This is a genomic window from Amycolatopsis sp. NPDC114503 (assembly GCF_055633655.1).
On sequence record NZ_JBVKDT010000001.1, the window covers coordinates 382,076 to 404,081 of the forward strand.

Below are 22,006 nucleotides of genomic sequence, written 5' to 3' on the forward strand. Positions count from 1 at the left end.
GTGCACAATGTCCACGTCGTCACACACAATCGGGTAGCGACGACGCATTGACCGTCGCCATGCCGACAGATAAGGGGGGCCCTGGTGTCCTGGCAGGAGGAGCTGCGCCGGCTGGACGAGGAGCTCGCGTCAGGGCGACTCTCCGCGGACGACTATCGCATCCGGCGTGATCAGGTGCTGTCCTCGGCTGTCGGCCAGCAGGACCAGCCCGCCCCGCCGCCGCAGAACCAGAGCGCGGACTCGACGCAGGTGATCGCCCCGGTCAGCCCGCCGAGCGGCGTGCCGCAGCAGCAGCCGCAGGCCCCGCAACAGCAGCAGCCGCCCGCCGACGGCGGTGCCGAGCGCACCCAGGTCGTGCAGTCGTGGCAGACCCAGCAGCCGCCCGCGGACGCCGGTCCCGAGCGCACTCAGGTCGTGCAGCCGCAGCAGCACCAGCCGCAGGCGCACTACTCCCCGCCCGGCGGGTTCCCGCAGGGCGCGCCTGCCTCGCCTCCCGGGGGCTTCCCGCAGCAGCCGTGGAACGCGGCCGAGAGCGACCAGACCCCGCCGTGGGGCGGCGGGGATCTTCCGCCGCTCGGCCCGTCCGGGGGCGACTCCGAATGGGTCCGCCAGGGCCCGGAGTACTTCACTGACAAGCCGAAGAAGAGCAACGGCAAGAAGATCGGCGCGATCGTCGGCGCGGTCATCGTGCTGGCCGGCATCGCCTTCGGCGCGTACTGGCTGTGGGGCCGCGACAGCGGAGGCGGCGGCACCGAGCAGACCACCGCGCAGCACTCGCAGAGTTCGGCCGCGCCGAAGCCGCCGGACCCGCTCGGCGTCGCGAGCATGCCGGGCAAGGCCGAGACGCACGACGACATCACGTCGTTCTCGCAGGTCGACACCCTGCAGTACCTCAACCCGCAGGAACTGAGCGCCTACCAGGCGGCGGGCGCGTCCAAGGTCAAGTTCGTCGTGTACCACCTCGAGGACGGCAACCTGATCACGCTCTTCCTGGCACAGGCCAGCAGCCCGACCGCGGCGAAGACCGCGGCCGAGAAGCTGATGGAGGTCCAGACGACGAACGGGGCCAAGCGCGACACCACCGCCCCGAACGGCGTGTACGCGACCTCGATCGACGCGAAGGAAGGCCAGTCGGCCCAGTCGCGCGGGCACTACGCGCACGGCAACGTGATCGTCCGCGTCGAGGTGTCCGGCAAGGGCCAGACGAAGACCGACTTCACCACCGCACTGAACCAGCAGCTCACGGTACTGACCGCCGATGCCTGAGCCCGGGACCACCGCCTGCACGATCGTCGCCCGCAACTATGTGCCTGCCGCGCGCGTGCTGGCCCGCTCCTACCTCGAGCACCATCCGGGCGGCCGCTTCGTCATCGCGGTCATCGACGCCCCGCGCGAACAGTCGGACCGGGCCGGCGACGGACTCACCGTCGTCGGCCCGGCCGCGTTCGGCATCGACGAGGACGACTACCTGCGGATGGCGACCGCGTACTCGGTCACCGAACTCGCCACGTCGGTCAAGCCGTACCTGCTGCGCGAGCTGCTGAAAGAGTCCGAGGCCGCGATCTACCTCGACCCGGACATCGAGCTGTTCGCGCCGATCCCCGAGGTCGCCGAGCTGGCCAAGGAGCACGACATCGTGCTCGCGCCGCATTTCCTGACCCCGTTGCCGCAGGACGGCATGGAGCCGGACGACGCGGTGATCATGGGCACCGGGATGTTCAACCTCGGCTTCATCGGCGTCGGCCGCGGCGCCGGGCCGTTCCTCGACTTCTGGGCGGGCAGGCTGCGCCACGACGCGATCGTCGCGCCGGAGCAGCAGCTGTTCACCGACCAGCGCTGGGTCGACCAGGTGCCGTCGCTGTTCCGCCACCACGTCGTCACCGATCCTGGATTCGACGTCGCGTACTGGAACCTCCACGAGCGGCCGATCGGCCGTGACAAGGACGGCGACCTGACCGCCGGCGGCGCGAAGCTGCGGTTCTTCCACTTCAGCGGTTACCGGCCCGAGAAGCCGTGGCTGCTCAGCTTCCACTGCGCGCGCAAGCCGCGCGTGCTGCTGTCGCACAACGACGACCTTCGCGCCATCTGCGATTCGTACGGCACGAAGCTGCGCGAAGCGGGGTACGCCGAGTCGCTCGACTCGATTCCCTACGGCTTCAAGGACTTCCAGGACGGCACGCCGGTGCCGAAGCTCGCGCGGCGCGTTTTCCGCGAGGGCTGGATCAAGTCCGAGCGCAAGAAGAAGCCCGCGCCGCCGCACGCCTACGCCGAGGACGGCGGGCTCGCGCTGCGCGAATGGCTCGCCACCCCGGAGGACCAGGGCCAGGCCGCGGCTGGGTTGAACCGGCTGACGCACGCGATCTGGGCGTCCCGGATCGACCTGCAGATGGCGTTCCCGCACCCCTACGGCGACGACGCCGACGCCTTCCGCCACTGGTGCACCGGGTCCGGCGTTTCCGAGGCCGGGCTGCCGGAGTGGGCGCTGCCGTCGGAACCGGTCGCGACCCGTCCGCCGCACGACGAGTTCGGCGTGAACCTGCTCGGTTACCTGACCGCTGAGCTGGGGCTCGGCGAGATGGGCCGGATCGTGCTCGAGGCGATCGAAACCGGCGGCGTGCCGGTGGCCACCGTGCTGGAGGAGAAGGCGGTTTCGAACCGCACCGGCATCGAACGGCCGGCGACGGTCGGCGATCCGCGGTTCCCGGTCAGCGTGTTCGCGGTGAACGCGGACCAGACCCGCACGATCCTGACCAACCACCCCGAGGTCGGCGCGGGCCGCTACCGGATCGGGCTCTGGGCTTGGGAACTCGAGGATTTCCCGCAGTGGCAGCACGAAGCGTTCGGAATGCTCGACGAGGTCTGGACGGTCAGCGACTTCTGCCGCCGCGCGTTCGCCGAGCATTCGCCGATCCCGGTCAAGACGATTCCGGTGCCGGTGCGCGATCCGGGCGAGCCGTCCCCGCCCGCGCGGGACAAGGGCGAACCGGTGCGATTCCTGTTCGCCTTCGACTTCAACAGCGTCGCGGAGCGCAAAAACCCTTGGGGCGCGGTCGAAGCGTTCCAGCGGGCGTTCCCCGGCCGCGAGGACGTCCGGCTCACCGTCAAGGCGATCAACGCGAAGCTGCACCCGCAGGCCGCCGAACGGCTGCGCGCGGTGGTCCGCGGCGACGAGCGGATCGAACTGATCGAGCGCTACCTCAGCGTCGCGGAACTGCACAACCTGTACGAGACCAGCACCGCGTATGTTTCGCTGCACCGCAGCGAGGGCTTCGGGCTCACCGTCGCCGAGGCGATGGCGCGCGCGATGCCGGTGGTCTCGACGGATTACTCCAGCACCACCGAATTCCTCGACGCGTCCACCGGCTGGCCGATTCCGTACCGGCTGGTGCCGGTCGGCGACGGCAACTACCCGTACCACTCCGACGCGGTCTGGGCGGAGCCCGATCTGGACGCCGCCGCGGCCGCGATGGTGCAGATCGCCGACGACCCGGCCGAGGCGACCGCCCGCGGCAAGCGCGCCCGGGAGGTCATCCTGCGCGAGCGGTCGATGACGGCCGCCGCCGAGTGGATGCGGCGCGAACTGGAGCAGGCGCACGCGGCTTGGCAGGAGCGGCAGCGCACTGCGACACCGCCTCCGGAACACCCGCTCAGCCCGCTGGAGCAGGCGACTGAGGCGTTGCGCTGGCGTCCGGAAGCGGGCGCGCCGTCGCGGCTGCCCCTCGCGCCCGCGCTGCGCAAGGCCGTGCTGCGCGCGATCGACCACTACGACGTGCACCAGCGGCACGTGATGAGCGCGCTGCTCAGCGCCACCGAGGAAAGCAACCGGCGGCTGCTGGACCGGATCGAAGGCCTGGAACGCAACATCGACGAGTCTCGCCGAACCGCGCTGTCCACGCGCGCACTCGGCGAACGGCTCGAAGCGTTGCGCGGCACGGTCGACGAGCTGCGCCGGCAGACCCCGGAAACGGACCTCGCGCTGCGCAATCTCGAAGCGGACGTGGCGAAGCTGGCCGAGGGCTACGACGGGGTCGGCGCTCAGGTCGAAACCGCCGCGGGGACCGTGCACAAGATGTTCGCGACCCGCGACGAACGGCTCGACGCCGACGAGAAGGCCATCCAGCGGGTGACCCTCGACGTCAGCGCGATGCGGGACGCCGCCCGGCTCCGGCACGCTCCGGTGCCGCGCGGGGCGGACGTCGTCCAGTGCGACGTCGGCGCGCTGCTGATGCCGGTCGACGAGGTCATGCTCCCGTGGATCCTGTTCCACCGGTCCTGGGAGGACAGCGAGGCCGAGCTGATGGCGTCGCTGGCGGGCGGCGCGTTCCTCGACATCGGCGCGCACGTCGGCTACCACACGCTGCGGCTGCTGCGGGCCACGCCGGAAGTGACCAGGGTGATCGCGGTGGAGGCCGACCCGGTCAACGCCGCGTACCTGCGCCGCAACGTCGAGGTCAACCTGCCCGCCGCGGCGGGCGAGCTGGTCACCGTGGTCGAGTCGGCCGCGTGGGACGAGCCCGGCACCGTGCACCTGGCGCAGGCGACCCCGGGCAACAGCGGCGACAACCGCGTCACCACCGACGGCTCCGGCGTCGAGGTCCCCGCGGTGCGGCTGGACGCCGTGCCCGAGGTGACCGAGCAGCGGATCAGCCTGGTGAAGGTCGACCTGCAGGGCCGCGACCACCGCGCGCTGGCCGGTCTGGCCGAGGTGCTGCGCCGCGACCGGCCGCACGTCGTGTGCGAGTTCGACCCGGGCGCGATCGCGGAGCTGGGCGACGACCCGGCCGCCGTGCTCGCCGGGTACCGCTCGTTCGGCTACACGCCGAAGGTGGTCACCGACGACGGTCCGGCCGACGAGGTGCTCGAAGACTCGGCGATCATCGCCGCGGCCAAGGCGGACGAGAAGCAGTTCGTCACGCTCTGGCTCGCGCCCTGAGCTGATCGCGCACGTGGCGGCTCAGGGCGCCACGTGCGCGATGGTCAGCAGGAATGAGCCGTACCAAGCACTTCCGACGGTGATTACCGGCAGCAGCACCGCCAGTACCCGGTTCGGCAGCTTCGCCAGCATGAGCGCGACCGGCACGGTCAGCACGAACGCCGGCAGCAGGAAACGCGCGCGGGACTGGAAGAAATTCGACGAGCACAGCGCGATGATCACGGTGAGCGTGCCGTAGATCTGCCACGGCAACGGCAGCCGTGTCGCCCAGGTCCAGAACTGCAGCACCACCGCGGCGAGCACGACGAGCGCGGTCACGGTGATCCAGCTGGCGTCGTCCGAGGTGAGGCCGTCGCGGACCTGGGTCCAGGTGAAGACGCCGAAGTCGAAGTGCATCTGCCAGGCGTTCTGCAGCCAGAACCAGCCGTCCGGGCGGCCGGTCTGGATCCAGACGTAGCCGAGGTAGCCCAGCAGTCCGAGCGGTGCGAGCAGCCCGCCGACCCACGGCCGCCAGCCGTCGCGCCGCTGGAAGATCGCGATGAGCGCGGCGATGCCGACCGCGGCGATCAACGCGCCGGAACTCGCCCTGGTCAGCCCGGCCAGCACCGCGAACCCGCCCGCGACCAGCCATTCGCGCCGCGCGAGCATCACGAACGTCCAGGCCACGAGCGCCATCAGCAGCGATTCCGAATACGCCAGATGCAGCGCCGTCGAACCCGGCCCGATCGACCACAGCACGGCGACCAGCAGGCCCACGCGCGGTCCGGCCAGGTCGCGGCCCAGCACGAACAGCCCCCACGCCGCCGCGCAGCCGGCCAGCAGCGAGATCGTCACCCCGGCCGCCAGCGGCGGGATTCCGACCAGCGCCAGCAAGGCCACCGTCGCCGGGTAGAGCGGAAAGAACACCAGGCTGTTCTCGACCGGCAGCCCGTCGGTGCCGAGCGTGACCGGCTGGTCGTAGCCGTGCTGCGCGACGGACAGGAACCAGTTCGCGTCGAAGTTGTCGATGAACCGGCCCGGCGACACGTCGGCCTTCCAGCTCATCATCCACAGCACGCCGAACGCGAGGATCTGGAACAGCAGGTAGAGGCTGATCGCCGGGGCGGCTTGACGGAACGCGGCACGCAGGGTCGGCGAACGCTCGACGGCTCCGTCGAGACTGGACTGCTGCACGCTCCCCGAACTCCTGAACTACTTCGCGTGAACCGGACGAATTCCTGCCTGATCGTACCTGGCGACCACATAATCCGAGGCCAGAACGGGTGTTGTGACTTATCCCCCGCTTACCGCCAATTCCGGGGAGTACCTCCGGGCCGGGGGTGCGAGGCGGTAACCTTCACCAGGTTGTCGGTAGCGGAAGACGGGGGTGATCACGCTGGCCGAGCCGGATTCCGCTGCCTTGGCCGAGCTTTCGCCGCCGAAGAAAACCCGGATCGTCTTCATCGACATCGGTCGCGGCCTCGGCGCGCTGCTGGTCTTCTACAGCCACATCGCCCATCCGTGGATCATCGCGAAGAACGACAAAGCCCCGTACGTCGACTTCATCGAGGCGCTCACGAGCGCTCCGATGCACATGTCGAAGCAGGGCATCGGGCAGATCGCGGTGCCGTTCTTCTTCCTGGTCAGCGGTTTCGTCGTAACGCCGATCGCGCTGCGCCAGGGTACCGGGCGATTCGCGCTCAACCGGTTCATCCGGGTGTACGCGCCGATGCTGTTCGTGGTGCTGCTGACGGTGTTCCTGCTGCTGGTGAACCTGCACCCGCCGTCGACCGGGCAGGCGCAGACGCTGAACCCGCTCACCGTCCTCACCAACACCACGCTGGTCAACTACCTGATCTTCCCGCAGGTCGTGCTGGTGCCGGTGGCCTGGACGATGATCGTCGAGGTCATCTTCTACCTGCTGCTGATGGCGGTGCTGCCGCTGCTGCGCCGGTGGGTGTGGCTCGGGATCGCGGTGGAGCTGACGTTCGTCTTCGTGGTGATGATGAGCCGGTCGCAGTTCGGACCGTCGTGGTCGCTGTTCGCGGTGAACGTCTCGTACCTGCCCGCGATGCTGATCGGCCAGGTCGTCTGGGCGACGACCAAGAAGCAGATCCCGCTGTGGACCGGCGCGCTGTACGGCGGCTGCGCGTGGTCGCTGTACGTGCTGGCGGACATCATCGACGTCGGCCGCGTGGACAGCTCGTACAACCTCGCGCTGGCCTTCGCCGTCGCCTGCTTCCTGATGGGCATGTTCGCCGAGGACCGGCTGAAGCAGCGCAAGATCTGGACCATGCTGTCCGAGCGCAGCTACTCGATCTACCTGCTGCACATGCTGGTCACGTTCGTGCTGCTGCAGTTGCTGCGCCCGGCGGTGCCGCTGCCGATCGCGCTGCTGATCGTGATCCCGGCGGTGTTCGGGGTGGTCGAGTTCAGCTACCGGTTCGTGGAGCGGCCGAGCCACTCGCTGGCGCGGCGGCTGTCGCATCGGCCGAAGCCGCCTCCGCCCGCGCCGGAGACGCCCGAACCTCCGGTGGAACCGCCGGTCGAAACGCCAGGGGAAAAGACTCAGCTCGTCGACGACACCGAAGTGACCCTCGAAATCCCGAGGATTCCCGCCGAACCGGTGCCGCCGCGTCGTCCGGCGCCTCGGCCGCGTCCAGTGCCGAACGGGCGGATGCCGAGGAACGGTGCTCCGCCGCCGAACGACGCTCCGCGCGCGACGACACCTCGCGCGAATGGCGGCGCGCACCGGGCGCGTCCCGTCGAATCGGGCGTCGACCGCACCGCCGAACCTCCGGTGCGCCGGGCGATGCCGCCGCGTCGCCGACCGTCAGCTCCGCCGGAGCTGCGCTACCAGCCGGACCAGGAAAACCAGGGCCAGCGCGGCGACCACGACGATCTCCCACGCCACGGGAACTCCTTCCGCCACACCCCTCGCTGAAGGTGATGCTCTGCCTGTAGGGCGTGCGGGGGTGGGAGGACGTTCACCGACACGGCGTAACTCACACTCTCGGCTTAGCTCATTCGTGCGAGCCCTCGTGAGTGGCGCGGCCGGTTCTAACCGGCAGCGCCACTCACGAGCGGCGCGGGGTGACGAGGCCGGATTCGTACGCCAGCACCACGAGCTGCGCCCGGTCGCGAGCGCCGATCTTGGTCATGATGCGGCTGACGTGCGTGCGCGCTGTCGCCGTGGAGATCACCAGGTGGGCGGCGATTTCGTCGTTCGACAACCCGCCCGCGACCAGCGCCAGCACCTCGCGTTCGCGTTCGGTCACCTCCTGCACGGCCGAGGTGTCGATCCGCCGGTGCTCCGGCCGTCCGACGATCTCGGCGATCAGCCGGCGCGTGACGGTCGGGGCGAGCAGCGCCTCCCCCGCCGCGACGACGCGCAGCGCGTGCAGGAGTTCGACCGGCTCGGTGTCCTTCAGCAGGAAGCCGCTGGCCCCGGCGCGAAGTGCCTCGTAGACGTACTCGTCGACGTCGAAAGTGGTCAGGACCAGCACTTTCACCCCGGCGAGATCGGGGTGCGAGGTGATCCGGCGGGTCGCTTCGAGACCGTCGGTGCCGGGCATCCGGATGTCCATCACCACGATGTCCGGCCGGTGTTCGACCGCCTGCGCGACGGCCTGTTCGCCGTCGCTCGCCTCACCGGCCACCTCGAAGCCGTCCTCGGTGTCGAGCAGCAGCCGGAATCCGGCGCGGACCAGGGCCTGGTCGTCGGCCAGTACGACGCGGATGGTCATTTCTCCCCCTCCACGGGCAGTTCCGCCCGCACCTGGAAACCCTGCCCGGTGACACTCGCCTCGACGGTGCCGCCGAGCGCCGTCGCTCGCTCCCGCATGCCGCGCAGTCCGTGCCCGGGTGTCGGCTGGGCGGTGCCGCGGCCGTCGTCGCGCACGGTCAGGACCAGCGTGCCCGGCTTCCGCTCGAAGCGGACCTCGACGCGCTGTGCCCCGTCGGCATGCCGGACGACATTCGTGAGCGACTCCTGCAGGATCCGGTACGCCGCGCCGTCCACCGGCGCGGGCAGCTCGCCGGCTTCGCCGTGCAGCTCGACTTCCAGCCCAGCGGTGCGCGCGTGGTCAAGCAGCTCTTCGACCTGCGCAAGGCTCGGCGCGGGCGCGCGGTTCTCGCCGGAACGCAGCACGGCGAGCGTCGCGCGAAGGTCGTTGAGCGCGGACGCACTGGCCGCCTTGATGTTGAGCAGCGCCTCTTTCGCCTGCTCCGGCCGCCGGTCTGCGACGTGCGCGGCGACGCCTGCCTGGACGTTGATCATGGCGAGGCTGTGGGCGACGACGTCGTGCACCTCGCGGGCGATGCGGAGCCGCTCCTGCTCGGCCATCCGGTGCCGGTGCTCGTCGGCCTGCTCGCGCCGGGCAGCGACGGCCGCGAACTGGAACCGGACCGCGGTCGCGATGCCGATCACGGCGGACATCCAGACCACCGAGAACAGCGCCCAGGCACTGACCGCAAACGTTTGCGCAAGGATGATGTGGACGACGTAGGCCGCTGTGAGAACCACGGCCCCGGTGCTCCCCGCGACCACCGGACCCTTCCGCCGAGTGAGCACGAAGAGCGCGACAGTGGGGACGATGATCACCGGCCCGCCCGGTTCGGGCGACAGGTAGTACGCGTACGCCGAGGCCGCGGTGAGCACGAAGAGCGGCAGCGGGTAGCGGTGGACGAGCAGCAGGGTGAGCACGGTCGCGGCCAGCCACGCGGCGCCGAGCGGGCTCAGCGGGTGCGGAGCGTGCTGCCAGCGGCCGGACGCACTGGAGCCGCCGAGCACGAAGGCGAGCACCACGAAGGTCCGGAACACCCGCCCGAACCACGGGTTCCGCGCCCGCCACCAGTAGTGCATGGTGCGGAAACTACCGGGGAAGACCGCCGGGCGCGTCCGTCGTGAAGCGCGGGATCGGACTACGCGTGGCGCAGTATGTCGAGGACGTCCAACTGGCTCCGTTCCATGGGCAAACGACGGAAAAGGAGACGGTGATGGGCGAGGTAGTGGCCGGGGCGAGCATGTCGCTGGACGGTTTCGTGGCGGGACCGGGCGAATCGGGATTCGATCTGCTTTTCGGCTGGATGGCGGGCGGTACCGAGGAGGTGCCGACCGCGCAGCCGGGACGCGCGCTGCGCATGTCCCCGGCCAGCGCGAAGGTCATGCGCGCACAGCTGGAATCGACCGGGGCGATAGTGGTCGGACGGCGGCTGTTCGACCTGACCTCGGGATGGGGCGGGACGCATCCGTTCGGAGGGCCGGTGGTCGTGGTGACGCATCAGCCGCCTGCCGGATGGGAGGACTCGCCGTTCACCTTCGTCACCGAAGGCATCGAAGTCGCAGTGGCGCGGGCGAAGGAACTGGCCGACGGCCGCGACGTCGGCGTGAACTCCGGCGAGATGGCGCGGCAGTGCTTGCAGGCCGGACTGCTCGACGCGGTGCGGATCGATCTGGTGCCGGTGCTGCTCGGCGGCGGGGTGCCGTTCTTCGGCGAGTTCGGACTAGGACCGGTGCGCCTCGGCACGCCCGAAGTCACCCCTGGCGAAGGCGTGACCCACCTGTACTACCGCGTGGCCGGCACGAACTCCCGCAGCTTCTCCAGCGTCTCGTCGTTCGCCGGGGTGTAGACGGACATCCGGATTTCCGAACGTCGGCCTGCGTAAAGGTAGGTGAAGTCGAACGTCAGCAGGCCCGCCTCCGGGTGCAGATACCGCTTGGTCTTGGCCAGCTCGGTGTTCACGTCGTGCTGGCTCCACAGCTCCTCGAAGCACGGCGACTCCGCCCGAAGCCGTTTGACCAGCGACTTCCAGCCGGGCTCGCCCACGTGCTCGGCCATCGCCGCGCGGAAGGACGAGACCATCCGCGGCACGTTCTGCTCCCAGTCGACCATCCGCTCTTTCCACTGCGGATTGAGCAGGCACTGGACGAGCGTGTTGCGTTCCTCGTACGGGATCGCGTCGACGCCGCCCATCAGCCAGTCGTAGCCGGCGTTGTGGCCGAGCACGTCGAAGCGCGCGTTGCGGACCGCGACCGGGAACGGCTCCAGCTGGACCATCATGTCCCGCATCGACGGGGTGATCGCGGAGCAGTGCTTCTTCTCGGTCACCGGCTCCGGTGCGCCGGCGAGGGTGAACAGGTGCACGTGTTCGTGCGGATCGAGCCGGAGAGTGCGGGAGATCGCGCTGAGCACCTGCTCGGACGCGTTGATGTCGCGGCCCTGTTCGAGCCACGTGTACCAGGTGACGCCCACCCCGGCGAGCTGCGCGACCTCCTCGCGGCGCAGCCCCGGCGTGCGGCGGCGTCCGCTGAGCGGCAGGCCGACCTGCTCGGGCGTGATCCGCCCGCGCCGGTTGCGGAGGAACTCGCCCAACTCGGTCCGGCGCAGGCGGTCTTCGATGCCAGTGGTCACGACTACCAGGTAAGCACACCGCCGACCCTGTTACCAGGTAGTCGCAGTACCAGGATAAAAGCACACCTGGTACCAGGGTCGCGCGCGGCGGAACGTAGTACCCATGACGACTACCACCCCTGCCCCGGCGACGGCCACCGCTGCTGTCGGGACGCCGGCGAGGACGGGACTCACGTCCGCCGGCTTGATCACCGTGCTGCTGGGGGCAGCGCTGCCGATCATCGATTTCTTCATCGTCAACGTCGCCCTGCCCACGATCGATGCCGACCTGCGCGCGTCCACCGCGACCCTCGAACTGATCGTCGCCGGCTACGGCATCGCGTACGCGGTGCTGCTCGTGCTCGGCGGTCGACTCGGCGACACGTTCGGCCGCCGCAGGCTCTTCCTGCTCGGCCTCACGCTGTTCACGCTGACCTCGCTGGCCTGCGGCGTCGCTCCCGACGCGGGCACGCTGGTCATCGCGCGCGTCGCACAGGGCGCGGCTTCGGCGCTGCTGCTGCCGCAGGCGTTGTCGATCATCCAGGCCGGCACGTCCGGCGAACGCCGCTCCCGCGCGATCGGCCTCTACGGCGCGACCGGCGGCATCGCCACCGTGGTCGGGCAGCTGCTCGGCGGCGCGCTGGTGGCGGCCAACGTGTGGGACCTGAGCTGGCGGCCGATCTTCCTGGTCAACGTGCCGATCGGGATCATCGGGCTCCTGCTCGCGCGCCGCACGGTGCCGGACAGCCGGGCGAGCAACCCGCTCGGCGTCGACCGCTGGGGCACCGTGCTGCTGGCCGTTTCGCTGCTGTCGCTGCTGATCCCGATCATGGAAGGCCGCGCGCTCGGCTGGCCGTGGTGGAGCATCGCGCTGCTGGTGATCTTCCCGTTCGCGGCCTACGGCTTCGCCCGGGTGGAGCGGAAACTCGAGGCTGCGGGCGGTACTCCGCTGTTGCCGCCAGCCCTGCTGCGCACCGCGAGCGTGCGGCACGGCCTCACTGTCGCGGTGCCGTTCTTCTGCACCTTCGGTTCGTTCATGTTCGTCTACGCGGTGACCCTGCAGAACGGCCTTCACCTCGGTCCGCTCGGCGCTGGCCTGGCGTTGACCCCGATGGCCGTCGCGTACTTCACGACGTCGCTGGTCAGCAGTCACCTGGTCGCCCGGTTCGGGCGCAAGATCGTGCCGATCGGCGGGTCGATCCTCGCGGTCGGCCTGATCGCGCTCGCCGGCACCGCGCTGCTGGACTGGCCCGACCTGTCGATCTGGCAGCTGGCCCCGGCGATGGTGCTGATCGGCATCGGCAACGGGCTCGCGATGAGCACGCTGTTCCGGGTGGTGCTTTCGCGAGTGCCTGCCGACCTCGCGGGTGTCGGCGGCGGCGTGCTGACCACGACCCAGCAGACGTCGCTGGCGTTGGGCGTCGCAGTGCTCGGCAGTCTTTTCGCCAGCCTGAGCGTGCCCGGCGCGATGGGCTATCAAGGAGCGTTTGTGCTGGTCATCGGGATCTTGGCGGCACTAGCACTGCTGGTGACCGGGCTGGCTCGCAAGCTGCCCGATCCCCGCTGAGAAATTCGACCGACGGAAAACCCCGCTCCCGGACGACGATGGGGATGTGACGGAACCTCGGGTGCAGCCAGACCCGGCCTTCGCGCTGCTCGGCCTCTACGAGAAGGCCCTGCCGGAGGTCTATGGCTACCTGCTCGCGAGGTGCGGCAACCGCGTGCTGGCGGAGGAACTGACTTCGGAGACGTTCCTGAGCGCGGTCGCCGCCTGCCGCAAGGAGCACGCGCCGCCGGTGAGCACGCCCTGGTTGATCGGGGTGGCCCGGCACAAGCTGGCCGATCACTGGCGGCGCGCCGAACGGGAACAGCGCGGGCTGCGGCTCGTGCACGACGCCGGATGCGACGTCGAGGATCCCTGGGACGAACAGCTCGACGCCCTGCGCGCGCGGCAGGTGCTCGAAGCGCTGGCGTTCTCCCATCGGGCGGTGCTCACGCTGCGGTACGTCGACGGCCTTCCGGTGCGCGACGTCGCCGCGCATCTGGGCCGGACCATCCACGCGACGGAGGCGTTGCTGACGCGGGCCAAGACCGCGTTTCGCCGCAGCTACCAGGAGAAGGAGGGACGTGATGGCTGAACCGTTCGACGCGCTCGCGCTGCCCTCGACTCCGGCCGACCCCGATCCGGCCTTCGCCGACCAGCTGCGGGACGACCTCCGCCGTCTGATCCTGAACGGAGCGGAGATGACCACCACCGAAACCCAGCAGGCCCGAGCGGGTGCGCTGACGCCGTACCTGGTCGTGACCGACGCCCGGGCCGCGATCGATTTCTACGTCGAGGTCTTCGGCGCGCGCCGCCGGGCCGACCCGATCGTCATGGACGACGGCCGGGTCGGGCACGCCGAGCTGGACATCGGCGACAGCGTGCTGATGCTGGCCGAGGAATTCCCCGAGCTGGGCAACGTCGTCGCTCCCGAGGGCGGCGCGCTGGTGCGCGTCGAGGTGCCCGACCCGCATGGCGCCGCGCGGCGGGCGGTGGAACTGGGCGCGGAACTGCTGCGTCCGGTCGAGGACCGCGGCTACGGGCTGAACGGAGTGATCCGCGACCCGTACGGCCAGCGCTGGCTGATCGGAAAGGCCGCCCCGAGCGCGCAAACGCCCGGGGAGCGCACGTATCGGCACGGCGAGGCCGGGTACTTCACCTTCCAGGTGCCCGACGACGGCCGGGCCAAGGCGTTCTACGGCGCGGTGCTCGGCTGGCAGTTCCACCAGGGCAGCTTGCCGACCGCGTGGCGCATCGAAGGCGACGGTCTTCCCGGCGGGCTGTGGGGCGGGTCGGAACTGCAGAGCGGATGGAAGCTGATGTTCGCCGTCGACGACCTCGAAGCCGCGCTCGGCCGGGTGCGCGAGGCGGGCGGCCGGTCCGGCGAGGTGGAGAACCAGCCGTACGGCCGAACGGCGGATTGTGCCGACGACCAGGGGATCGAGTTCTGGTTGTGGGAACAGCCACGCACGTGACCTCGGCCAAAACCCCGGCGGCAAACCGGCCGCCGGGGCGCACACTCAAGGAATGGCCGCGCACTGGACGCCCCGCGACGAAGCCGAGCTGACCGCCGGTTGGCAGCTGTGGCTCGCGCTGGGCTCGTGCGCCTGGCCGGGACCGGATTGGGACGGTACGCCTGCCGAAGCCGTCCGCGGACTCGAACGCTGCTTCGCCGCGTGCGACGAGATTCTCGCCGCGCACGACCAGCCGGATTCCGCGGTCGCCGGGCTGGTGCGTTCGATGCTCCTGGCCGCCAACTGGACGCTCGAACTGTGGCGCGACGATGCGGATCCGCTTGATTCCGAACGCGCCGCGCTGCTGCACGGCGATCTGGCCGCGTTCGCCGACCACGCGGAAGGCGTCCGGACCTTGCTGGCCGCGGGCGGCGGGTGGGCCTCGCTTTCGCTGTGACCCGCCCGCCGTCCGTCGGCAAAGGACTTACCAGCTGGCCGGACGTTTCCGTTCCGGCTCGTACGGCTGGGTGATGACCTCGATCCCGTTTCCGCCCGGGTCAAGGAAATACACGCCGCGGCCGCCGTGGTTGTGGTTGATCTCGCCGGGGCCCTGCCCGCCCGGTCCGGCGTGGTACTCGACCCCGGATTCCTTCAGCCGCAGGAAAAACGCGTCGAAGTCGTCCTCCGGGATGAGGAAACAGTAGTGCTGCAGGGTGCGATCCCCGTCCGGGATCGTGGCGAAGTCCAGCCGGACGCCGTTGCTGGTTTCGACGGGGATGAACGGACCCCATTCCTCGCCGATCTCAAACCCCAGCAGGGTCGCGAAGAATTCGGCGGATTCCCGGTTGTTCCGGGACGGGACCATCAGATGATTCAGTTCAAGAGAAAGGGACACGAAGCAATGCCTCCAGAAGGCATCCCAGCACCTCCATGCCTCACCCAGCCGGTGACCGACACGCGATGCCGCCGGAGATCATAACCCAGCCCGCGCGAATCTCCAATCAGGAAATCGCCACTCGCCGCCGGGCCGCGCGCGGCCGTCCGACGCCCTGCCAGGACAGCCCCGCGTCGAGAATCATGCCCGGGTCAAGGAGATTGCGGGTGTCGACGACGTCGTCGCCTTCCATCGCGTCCGCGATCGCGACCCAGTCGAGGTTGCGGAACTCGGCCCATTCGGTAAGCACCACAACAACATCCGCGTCCTTGGCGACCTGGTACGGATCGTCCACGACGGTCATCCCGGCAATGCCGCCGGACACCGCCGGGTCGTACGCGGTGATCTCCGCGCCGAGCGCACCCAGCACCGAAGACACTGCCAGCGCTGGGGAATCGCGCAGATCGTTCGTGCCCGCCTTGAACGCCAGGCCCAGTACGCCGATCCGCGCGTTGGCCAGTGTTCCGCCGCAGGCGCCGGCGATCTTCGCCACAATGCGGTCGCGCTGGGCGATGTTCTCGTCGATCGCCGAGGTCAGCATCCGGAAGTCGTAGTCGACCGACTCGGCGACTTTGACCAGCGCGCTGGTGTCCTTGGGCAGGCACGAACCGCCCCATCCGGGGCCAGGCTTGAGGAACGTGCGGCCGATCCGCCGGTCGTAGCCCATGCCCTCGGTGACCAGGTCGATGTCCGCGCCGAGCCGTTCGCACAGCTCGGCAATCGAGTTCACATAGGACAGTTTGAGCGCGAGGAAGCAGTTCGCCGCGTACTTCACCAGTTCCGCGCTGGCCGCGTCGGCGACCACGATCGGTGCGGCGAGATCGCCGTACAACTGCCCGACCCACGCGGCCGCCGCGTGCGAATCCGACCCGACCACGATCCGGTCCGGGTTCAGGAAGTCTTGCACCGCAGTGCCTTCGCGCAGAAACTCCGGGTTGGACACCACCGGCACGTCGTCGCGGCCGACCATCGCACGGATCCGTTTCGCGGTGCCGACCGGCACCGTCGACTTCGTGATCAGCGCGCAGCCCGGCGGCAGCACGTCGCCGATCTCGGCGGTCACCGCCTCCACCGCACGCAAATCCGCGGACCCGCCCGCGCCCATCGGCGTCGGCACGCAGAGGAAGACACCTTCCGCGCCGCGAACGGCTTCCCGCGCGCCGACCACGAACGACAGCCGTCCGTTCGCCAGTCCGCGGGAGACCAATTCGGCCAGTCCTGGTTCGAGGATGTCCACGCGGCCGGCCGACAGCCGGTTCACTTTCGCCACGTCCACGTCCACACAGGTGACGCGGTGCCCGAGGCTCGCGAGACAAGCCCCCGTGGTCAATCCGACGTATCCCGTCCCTACCACCACGATCCGAGCTGAGCTCATGGTGCTGAAGGTGACAGCCGGAGTTGACCTCAGTGCTAACGGAAGCGGTCGCGACCGAATACTCCTCGCGACGAGACAGCGGGTGAGGCGACACACTCCGGCGCGCATGCGAACGAGCGTTAACCTGGGCGCGGAGGTGCACCGCGGCACCTGAGAGCAGGAGGAAGGCTGAAGATGCAGATCACCGACACCGCAGCGCTCGTCACGGGTGGCGCGTCCGGTCTCGGCGGCGCGACCGCCAAGGCACTGGCCGCGAAAGGCGCGCGGGTGTTCGCCCTCGACCTCGCGCCCTCGATCGAGAAGGCCGAGCAGGTCGACGGCGTCACCTACGTCGAGGCCGACGTGACCGACCCGGACCAGGTGCAGGCCGCCGTCGACACCGCGGCCGGCTCGGGCGTACCGCTGCGCACGGTGGTCAACTGCGCCGGCATCGGGCCGTCCGCGCGCATCCTGTCCAAGAAGGGCCGCCACGACCTCGGGCTGTACGCGAAGGTCATCCAGATCAACCTGATCGGCACTTTCAACGTGGTCACCATCGCCTCCGAGGCGATCGCGAAGACCGAGCCGCTGGCCGACGACGCACGCGGCGTCATCATCAACACCGCGTCCGTCGCCGCCTTCGACGGCCAGATCGGGCAGGTGGCGTACGCGTCGTCCAAGGGCGGCGTGGTCGGGATGACGCTGCCCGCCGCGCGCGACCTCGCCTCGCACGGCATCCGCGTGCTGACGATTGCGCCCGGCATCGTCGACACCCCGATGCTCGCCACCGTCAGCGACGAGTTCCGCGCCGGCCTCGCCGCCGGGGTGCCGTTCCCGAAGCGGCTGGCGCGCCCGGACGAGTACGCGCAGCTCGCCCTGTCGCTGATCGACCACGACTACCTCAACGGCGAGGTCGTCCGGATGGACGGCTCGCTGCGGATGGCCCCGCGCTGACCTGCTGAACAGCGGGTGTGCCGCCCCCTCGGCGGCACACCCGCTGTTCAGGTCACGCCTTGCGCATCCGCACCTCGAGGCCGATCCCGTCCGGGGTCACCTCGCAGGTGCGGAACTTGCTCTCGGCGACGGTCGCGCTGAACTGCTCCGGCGTGTACGCCCGCCGCCGCAGCCCGCGGAGCGTACGGGCGGTGGTGAACGTGGCCACCGGACCGAGATCCATCCGCGCGACCTCGGCGTCGAGCTCCGCGTCCGTGGTGCTCTTGCTCAAGTCCTGCACCAGCGCGACGCCGCCGGGCCGCAGCACCCGGTGCATCTCGTCGAGCGCGTCCACCGGGTCGGCGAAGTTCTTGAACGCCGCCTGGCAGATCAGGAAGTCGAACGAGCCGTCCGCGAACGGCATCGCCGCGACGTCGCCTCGGCGGAAGTCCACCGAGACGCCCTGTTCCCGCGCGTACTCCTTGGCCAGCTGGACAAACGTCCGGCTGACGTCCAGCCCGGTCACCTTGCACCGCCCGGTGCGAGCCAGCTCCACCGCGAAGAAACCCGGACCGGGCGCGACCTCGAGCAGGTCAGTGCCCTCGGCCAGGTCCGCGGCCAGCATTTCGGCAGATTCGCGGTACTGCACGAGCTGCGGTTCGGTGCGGCGCCCGCGCGCGTACGCCCGGGCGACCGGCCCCTCCATCTCCGGCAGCAGCTTCGTGCGATGACGTTTGACCTGGGTGTTCCCCATGTGCTTCTCCCCGTTCGGTTGAGACCGAACCGGTTGCCGCGGGGCCGGTATCCTTCTCGACGCAGCCTGAGGACAGATTCCGCACCAGCGGTTTCCAGTTCGACGGTTCCCGGTCCCGGCGGCGGTGTGCCAGCACCTCCTCCGGGACCTCTTCATTCGCCTTCGTTCTTGACGAAGACGCTCATGTCGGGCAGCTCCCCGGTTTCCCGGTAGTGCCGCCATTCCCCGACCCCCGGAATCGCTCCGGAGGCCAGCTCCTCGCGCAGCCCGCGGACCCATTCGGCCTCCGCGCGCCACATCGCCAGCTGGTATTCGCTCTCCACGAGAAACAGCCGGGACAGCTGTGTTCGCGCCTCCTCCAGCATCTGGACGCGGTCGTCGATCATCCGCTCCAGCTCGCCGATCCGGTGCCCCAGCTGCTGGTCGACGACGTCCGGCCCGACCGCGAGCATCACCGACAGCCCAGCGTGGAACCGCGTCGGCTCCGGATCGGGCGTCCCGAGCAGTTCGGCGACCCAATCCTCCAGCTCGGCCTGGCCGGGGTCGGTGATCCGGTAGACGGTCCGCTCCGGCCGGGCCCCGTCCCGCACGTTCTCGACCGCCTCGATGTAGCCGTGCTTTTCGAGGTTGCCGACCACGGTGTAGAACGAGCCCCACTTGATCTTCAGGTCGCCCTCTTTGCCGCGCCCCCGCAGGACGTTGCCGATTTCGTACGGGTGCATCGGCCGCTCGCACAACGTGGCCAGCACGGCGAGGCCCAGCATGTTGGACACCTTCCGCCGCTTCACCCTGGACCTCCTCGTGGACGAGTACTCGCCGACGAGTATAGCGGAAACACGACCGTGCGCCTAGGTCGGAGAAAATCTATGCCACCCGGGGTAGACATTCGGTGCCGATCATGGGTAGCATCCTTCTTGTACAAGAGAGACAACGTCAATCAGGCACGGGAGATGACGAACTGCCCGTGAGGTGAGACAAGACGGTCAAGCAGGACGAAGCCGCTTAACGAACGGGTTTCGACCGGGACCGTGCAGTAAACGCAGTTGCAGTAACGCAGTTGAAGTAAACGAAGTTGCAGTAAGCGCACTGGCAAGTCACGCAGTGCGGAAGCGGTCAGGTGGCCGGAGCCGATTTTCGACGGGGCTCCGGCCAGTGACCAGCGGCGTTACGCGTGCTGGGGCCGATCAGTGGAAGGGTTCCAGCCGGTGACGTTCGAAGCAGGAGAAGTAGCAGTAAAAGCAGTACCGGAAGTGCAACACCGCAAGAGGAAAACACCGGAAAGAAGGGAACGGGCACATCATTGGATCGCCCGCGGCGGCGGAGCAGCAGTGCCGCGCGGGTACCGCAGTCCCATCAGATTGGCAGGTGGTTCTCGGTTACGAATCAGCGATCTCCGCGCGGCATGTCCGGTGAACGGACCCCGCGGATACCAGAAGCCGGCTTCACGGCCGGTTGACAATGATGAAACCCAACCCTGGAACCCCGGGTGCCGCAATGGCACCCGGGGTTCCTTGTGATGTGGAGGTGGAATGATCCCTGACCCACGCGATACCCCGTCCGCCGGTTCCGGCGGGGCGGACAAGTTCGACGACGACGAGTACCCCGCTTACACGATGGGCCGGGCCGCCGAGATGCTCGGCACCAGCCAGAACTTCCTGCGCAGCCTGGACGAAGCCGGCCTGATCGAGCCGCAGCGCTCGTCCGGCGGGCATCGCCGCTACTCCCGCCAGCAGTTGCGTCTCGCCGCACGCGTGCGCGAACTGGTCGACCAGGGCACGGCCGTCGACGCCGCCTGCCGCATCGTCGCCCTTGAGGACCAGCTCCACGAGTCCCAGCGGGAAAACAAGAAACTGCGCGCGGGCGAATAACCTCCTGCCGGGTCAAGTGTGCTGCCCGAACACCGCAGCACACCCCCGGCGCCATTCGCGCCTCGCCTCGCGGCGGTCGGCCCCCTTGCCCCTGCCCCTGCCCCGAGGATCCGTGCGACACCCCCTTCGGAACCGCTAGCACTCGCTGAGCTGTCCCCGTGCGGAAATTCCGGGGCCGCCGCGGCTTCCGGGGAGGACTCAGATGTCCAGCATGTACGGGACCTCGTCCTGCGCCCGCCCGCTCATCCACTCCCGCAGAGCCTTGGTCGCCAAGACGTCGTCCTCGTTGTAGCGCAGCAGCCGCTCGCGCTGTTCGTCGTCGGGGATCTCGCCGTCCATGCCGACCGCGTCGCGGTACCACCGCATCGACGCCTCGCCGCCCGCTTCCGGATCCCGCCAGGCGAACCCGGCCACCGGCGCGATCACCTTCAGCCCCTTGCCCCGCGAGCACAGGAACTGATCCGTCACGCTGCGGAAAAGATCCACCCACTCGTCAGAGTCCACAAAGGACTGCACGGCCCGCTTCTCCGGCACCCCGGAATACTCCCCGAACCGCTCGACCGACCCGAACAGCCACCGGTTCTCCGCGAGCGCGTTGTAGCAGTACGCCCGGAAAGTCAGCCCCGCGGCGAGAGTCCGCTCCCGCACGTCGGTGAACCACGCCCAGAACTCGGCGAACGACCGCGCCTCGTCGACCGTCGGCAGCGGCTCCCAGGTCGCGAACGCCCGGTATCCCCGCGGCACCCCGATGTCCGCTCCGGACAGCAGCGTCCCCCACAGATAAGCGCCGGCGTCGCCGAAACTCTCCATGTCCACGTCGACCTCGACGTCCGCGCGCGGCACCTCGACCTGCGGCGTGCGGCGCACCACCGTCAGATCCGCCAGCCACGCGCGGGCGAGCATGATCGCGTCGGAGAACGTGCCGCCGGTCCAGTTCATCGGCGGCGCCTCGGCAGCCGGGTCCAGGGCGGCCAGCTTGTCTACAGTGGACACTCCGACCCGGCGCAGCTCTCCCGCGTCCTCGCCGCGCACCACCAGGCTCACGTCGCGCGTCTCGGTGAGCACGACCTCGCAGGTGGCCCAGAACGGGCACCGCCGGCACTCCAGCACCCGCGAAGGCGCGGCCAGCGCTTCGGCACCGGTGGCGGCTGCGGTCGCCACGGCAAGCCGATCCTCGAAGCGCGCGTCGTATTCGTCCAGCGCGCTGCGGCCGCCCGGCCAGGTGCCCGCGGTGAGGTCGTGCCACACGACGACATCAGCGTCGAGACCGATTACCCCGCCGACCGCGCCGCCGCTGGCCGCCAGCTGGTACGACTCCAGCATCCGCCGCAGATGCGCGAGCCGCAGCTGGTCTCGCGGCTGCGAACGCACCTTGCGCAGTTCGTCCGGCGAACGACGCGCTGGGTTCAGCTCCGTCATCGCGGTGGTGGGCGCGCCCTGGCCGCGGTCGGTGATCCGGTGCCGGACCACCAGCACCGGCACGTATCCCTCGCCGACGCGCACAAGCAGGTCGATCCCGCCGCGCCGGTGCCCGACCGGATCGGCGGGCAGCAGCGCGCCCCAGATGTACTGCGTGCCCTCGGCGAACGCCTCCTGGGTGAGCCGCACTCGCTCGCCCGCGGACGCGGTGCGCGGCACCCGCGCCCAGGTGGCCTCCGACCCCGAGGCCGCGACCAGCTGTTCGAGGATTTCCTCGCGGTGCGCGGTCGCATCGTCGATGCGCTGCTGCGCCGTCGGATCCGGCGGCGGCAGCGGCACGTCGCGCATCGCCGGGTCGTGTTCCAGGTGCACCCGGCGGCGGCAACGACTCACTGCTCCCGCGTCGAGCAACACCTCGTCTCCCATAGCGATCACAATAGATC

The 22,006-nt window shown here is 69.7% G+C and carries 19 protein-coding genes; 10 read left to right on the forward strand and 9 right to left on the reverse strand.

Features of this window, described 5'->3' with window-relative positions; all coding sequences use genetic code 11:
- Positions 1-84 precede the first annotated feature (84 nt).
- A complete protein-coding gene (locus tag ACZ7OI_RS01945; protein ID WP_470262359.1) occupies positions 85-1,266 on the forward strand; it encodes a hypothetical protein in 1,182 nt (393 codons plus the stop codon).
- Entirely contained in the window at positions 1,259-4,933 is a 3,675-nt protein-coding gene (locus ACZ7OI_RS01950; RefSeq protein ID WP_470262360.1) for an FkbM family methyltransferase, read from the forward strand. Before ACZ7OI_RS01945 ends, ACZ7OI_RS01950 begins: the two co-directional genes overlap by 8 nt.
- A gap of 21 nt (positions 4,934-4,954) precedes the next feature.
- Here ACZ7OI_RS01950 and ACZ7OI_RS01955 read toward each other — a convergent pair whose 3' ends face one another.
- Positions 4,955-6,106 (reverse strand): hypothetical protein, encoded by a 1,152-nt coding sequence (locus tag ACZ7OI_RS01955; RefSeq protein WP_470262361.1) that lies wholly within the window; start codon positions 6,104-6,106, stop codon positions 4,955-4,957.
- A 193-nt stretch (positions 6,107-6,299) separates the two neighbouring features.
- Between ACZ7OI_RS01955 and ACZ7OI_RS01960 the strand changes: the two genes are divergently transcribed.
- Positions 6,300-7,856, forward strand: coding sequence for an acyltransferase family protein (locus tag ACZ7OI_RS01960; protein WP_470262362.1), 1,557 nt, complete (start codon positions 6,300-6,302; stop codon positions 7,854-7,856).
- Positions 7,857-7,989: 133 nt separating this feature from the next.
- Here the strand turns inward: ACZ7OI_RS01960 and ACZ7OI_RS01965 are convergent, their stop codons facing one another.
- Positions 7,990-8,658, reverse strand: a complete 669-nt coding sequence (locus tag ACZ7OI_RS01965) for a response regulator (protein ID WP_470262363.1) — start codon at positions 8,656-8,658, stop codon at positions 7,990-7,992.
- Positions 8,655-9,776: a sensor histidine kinase gene (locus tag ACZ7OI_RS01970; RefSeq protein WP_470262364.1), complete on the reverse strand. Its 1,122-nt coding sequence runs from the start codon at positions 9,774-9,776 to the stop codon at positions 8,655-8,657. The genes ACZ7OI_RS01965 and ACZ7OI_RS01970 overlap by 4 nt, the downstream gene beginning before the upstream one ends.
- Before the next feature lie 134 nt (positions 9,777-9,910).
- Here ACZ7OI_RS01970 and ACZ7OI_RS01975 point away from each other — a divergent pair, with 134 nt between their 5' ends.
- Positions 9,911-10,543, forward strand: a complete 633-nt coding sequence (locus ACZ7OI_RS01975; protein WP_470262365.1) for a dihydrofolate reductase family protein — start codon at positions 9,911-9,913, stop codon at positions 10,541-10,543.
- On the opposite strand, the gene ACZ7OI_RS01980 is transcribed toward ACZ7OI_RS01975, so the two are convergent.
- Positions 10,480-11,325 (reverse strand): helix-turn-helix transcriptional regulator, encoded by an 846-nt coding sequence (locus ACZ7OI_RS01980; RefSeq protein ID WP_470262366.1) that lies wholly within the window; start codon positions 11,323-11,325, stop codon positions 10,480-10,482. The genes ACZ7OI_RS01975 and ACZ7OI_RS01980 overlap by 64 nt on opposite strands.
- 103 nt (positions 11,326-11,428) lie before the next feature.
- On the opposite strand from ACZ7OI_RS01980, the gene ACZ7OI_RS01985 reads away from it, so the two are divergent.
- Genes ACZ7OI_RS01985 through ACZ7OI_RS02000 form a run of 4 tightly spaced genes read left to right on the forward strand, consistent with a single transcriptional unit; the run spans position 11,429 to position 14,758 of the window.
- The gene (locus tag ACZ7OI_RS01985) at positions 11,429-12,871 is read left to right on the forward strand and encodes an MFS transporter (protein ID WP_470262367.1); all 1,443 of its coding nucleotides are present in this window, start codon (positions 11,429-11,431) and stop codon (positions 12,869-12,871) included.
- Between the two features lie 46 nt (positions 12,872-12,917).
- Positions 12,918-13,442 carry an RNA polymerase sigma factor gene (locus ACZ7OI_RS01990; protein ID WP_470262368.1) on the forward strand — a complete coding sequence of 175 codons (525 nt, stop codon included), beginning with the start codon at positions 12,918-12,920 and terminating at the stop codon, positions 13,440-13,442.
- The gene (locus tag ACZ7OI_RS01995; RefSeq protein WP_470262369.1) at positions 13,435-14,322 is read left to right on the forward strand and encodes a VOC family protein; all 888 of its coding nucleotides are present in this window, start codon (positions 13,435-13,437) and stop codon (positions 14,320-14,322) included. The genes ACZ7OI_RS01990 and ACZ7OI_RS01995 overlap by 8 nt, the downstream gene beginning before the upstream one ends.
- A gap of 52 nt (positions 14,323-14,374) precedes the next feature.
- Positions 14,375-14,758 (forward strand): hypothetical protein, encoded by a 384-nt coding sequence (locus ACZ7OI_RS02000; RefSeq protein WP_470262370.1) that lies wholly within the window; start codon positions 14,375-14,377, stop codon positions 14,756-14,758.
- A gap of 27 nt (positions 14,759-14,785) precedes the next feature.
- Here the strand turns inward: ACZ7OI_RS02000 and ACZ7OI_RS02005 are convergent, their stop codons facing one another.
- A complete protein-coding gene (locus tag ACZ7OI_RS02005; RefSeq protein WP_470262371.1) occupies positions 14,786-15,166 on the reverse strand; it encodes a VOC family protein in 381 nt (126 codons plus the stop codon).
- 136 nt (positions 15,167-15,302) lie between these two features.
- Complete coding sequence (locus tag ACZ7OI_RS02010) at positions 15,303-16,610, reverse strand: UDP-glucose dehydrogenase family protein (protein WP_470262372.1); 1,308 nt, start codon at positions 16,608-16,610, stop codon at positions 15,303-15,305.
- Positions 16,611-16,784: 174 nt separating this feature from the next.
- On the opposite strand from ACZ7OI_RS02010, the gene ACZ7OI_RS02015 reads away from it, so the two are divergent.
- Positions 16,785-17,543, forward strand: a complete 759-nt coding sequence (locus ACZ7OI_RS02015) for an SDR family NAD(P)-dependent oxidoreductase (RefSeq protein WP_470262373.1) — start codon at positions 16,785-16,787, stop codon at positions 17,541-17,543.
- 52 nt (positions 17,544-17,595) lie between these two features.
- On the opposite strand, the gene ACZ7OI_RS02020 is transcribed toward ACZ7OI_RS02015, so the two are convergent.
- The gene (locus ACZ7OI_RS02020) at positions 17,596-18,276 is read right to left on the reverse strand and encodes a class I SAM-dependent methyltransferase (RefSeq protein WP_470262374.1); all 681 of its coding nucleotides are present in this window, start codon (positions 18,274-18,276) and stop codon (positions 17,596-17,598) included.
- 152 nt (positions 18,277-18,428) lie between these two features.
- Positions 18,429-19,064: a PadR family transcriptional regulator gene (locus tag ACZ7OI_RS02025; protein ID WP_470262375.1), complete on the reverse strand. Its 636-nt coding sequence runs from the start codon at positions 19,062-19,064 to the stop codon at positions 18,429-18,431.
- 741 nt (positions 19,065-19,805) lie between these two features.
- Between ACZ7OI_RS02025 and ACZ7OI_RS02030 the strand changes: the two genes are divergently transcribed.
- Entirely contained in the window at positions 19,806-20,144 is a 339-nt protein-coding gene (locus ACZ7OI_RS02030; protein WP_470262376.1) for a MerR family transcriptional regulator, read from the forward strand.
- A gap of 198 nt (positions 20,145-20,342) precedes the next feature.
- Here ACZ7OI_RS02030 and ACZ7OI_RS02035 read toward each other — a convergent pair whose 3' ends face one another.
- Positions 20,343-21,989 (reverse strand): TM0106 family RecB-like putative nuclease, encoded by a 1,647-nt coding sequence (locus ACZ7OI_RS02035; protein WP_470262377.1) that lies wholly within the window; start codon positions 21,987-21,989, stop codon positions 20,343-20,345.
- Positions 21,990-22,006 lie beyond the last annotated feature (17 nt).

Coding starts and splice junctions, on each gene's coding strand:
- ACZ7OI_RS01970 (WP_470262364.1), bottom strand. CDS start 9,776: ATGCACTACTGGTGGCGGGCGCGGAACCCGTGGTTCGGGCGGGTGTTC.
- ACZ7OI_RS02020 (WP_470262374.1), bottom strand. CDS start 18,276: ATGGGGAACACCCAGGTCAAACGTCATCGCACGAAGCTGCTGCCGGAG.
- ACZ7OI_RS02005 (WP_470262371.1), bottom strand. CDS start 15,166: ATGGTCCCGTCCCGGAACAACCGGGAATCCGCCGAATTCTTCGCGACC.
- ACZ7OI_RS02035 (WP_470262377.1), bottom strand. CDS start 21,989: ATGGGAGACGAGGTGTTGCTCGACGCGGGAGCAGTGAGTCGTTGCCGC.
- ACZ7OI_RS02030 (WP_470262376.1), top strand. CDS start 19,806: ATGATCCCTGACCCACGCGATACCCCGTCCGCCGGTTCCGGCGGGGCG.
- ACZ7OI_RS01965 (WP_470262363.1), bottom strand. CDS start 8,658: ATGACCATCCGCGTCGTACTGGCCGACGACCAGGCCCTGGTCCGCGCC.
- ACZ7OI_RS01950 (WP_470262360.1), top strand. CDS start 1,259: ATGCCTGAGCCCGGGACCACCGCCTGCACGATCGTCGCCCGCAACTAT.
- ACZ7OI_RS01995 (WP_470262369.1), top strand. CDS start 13,435: ATGGCTGAACCGTTCGACGCGCTCGCGCTGCCCTCGACTCCGGCCGAC.
- ACZ7OI_RS02010 (WP_470262372.1), bottom strand. CDS start 16,610: ATGAGCTCAGCTCGGATCGTGGTGGTAGGGACGGGATACGTCGGATTG.
- ACZ7OI_RS01985 (WP_470262367.1), top strand. CDS start 11,429: ATGACGACTACCACCCCTGCCCCGGCGACGGCCACCGCTGCTGTCGGG.
- ACZ7OI_RS02015 (WP_470262373.1), top strand. CDS start 16,785: ATGCAGATCACCGACACCGCAGCGCTCGTCACGGGTGGCGCGTCCGGT.
- ACZ7OI_RS01975 (WP_470262365.1), top strand. CDS start 9,911: ATGGGCGAGGTAGTGGCCGGGGCGAGCATGTCGCTGGACGGTTTCGTG.
- ACZ7OI_RS02000 (WP_470262370.1), top strand. CDS start 14,375: ATGGCCGCGCACTGGACGCCCCGCGACGAAGCCGAGCTGACCGCCGGT.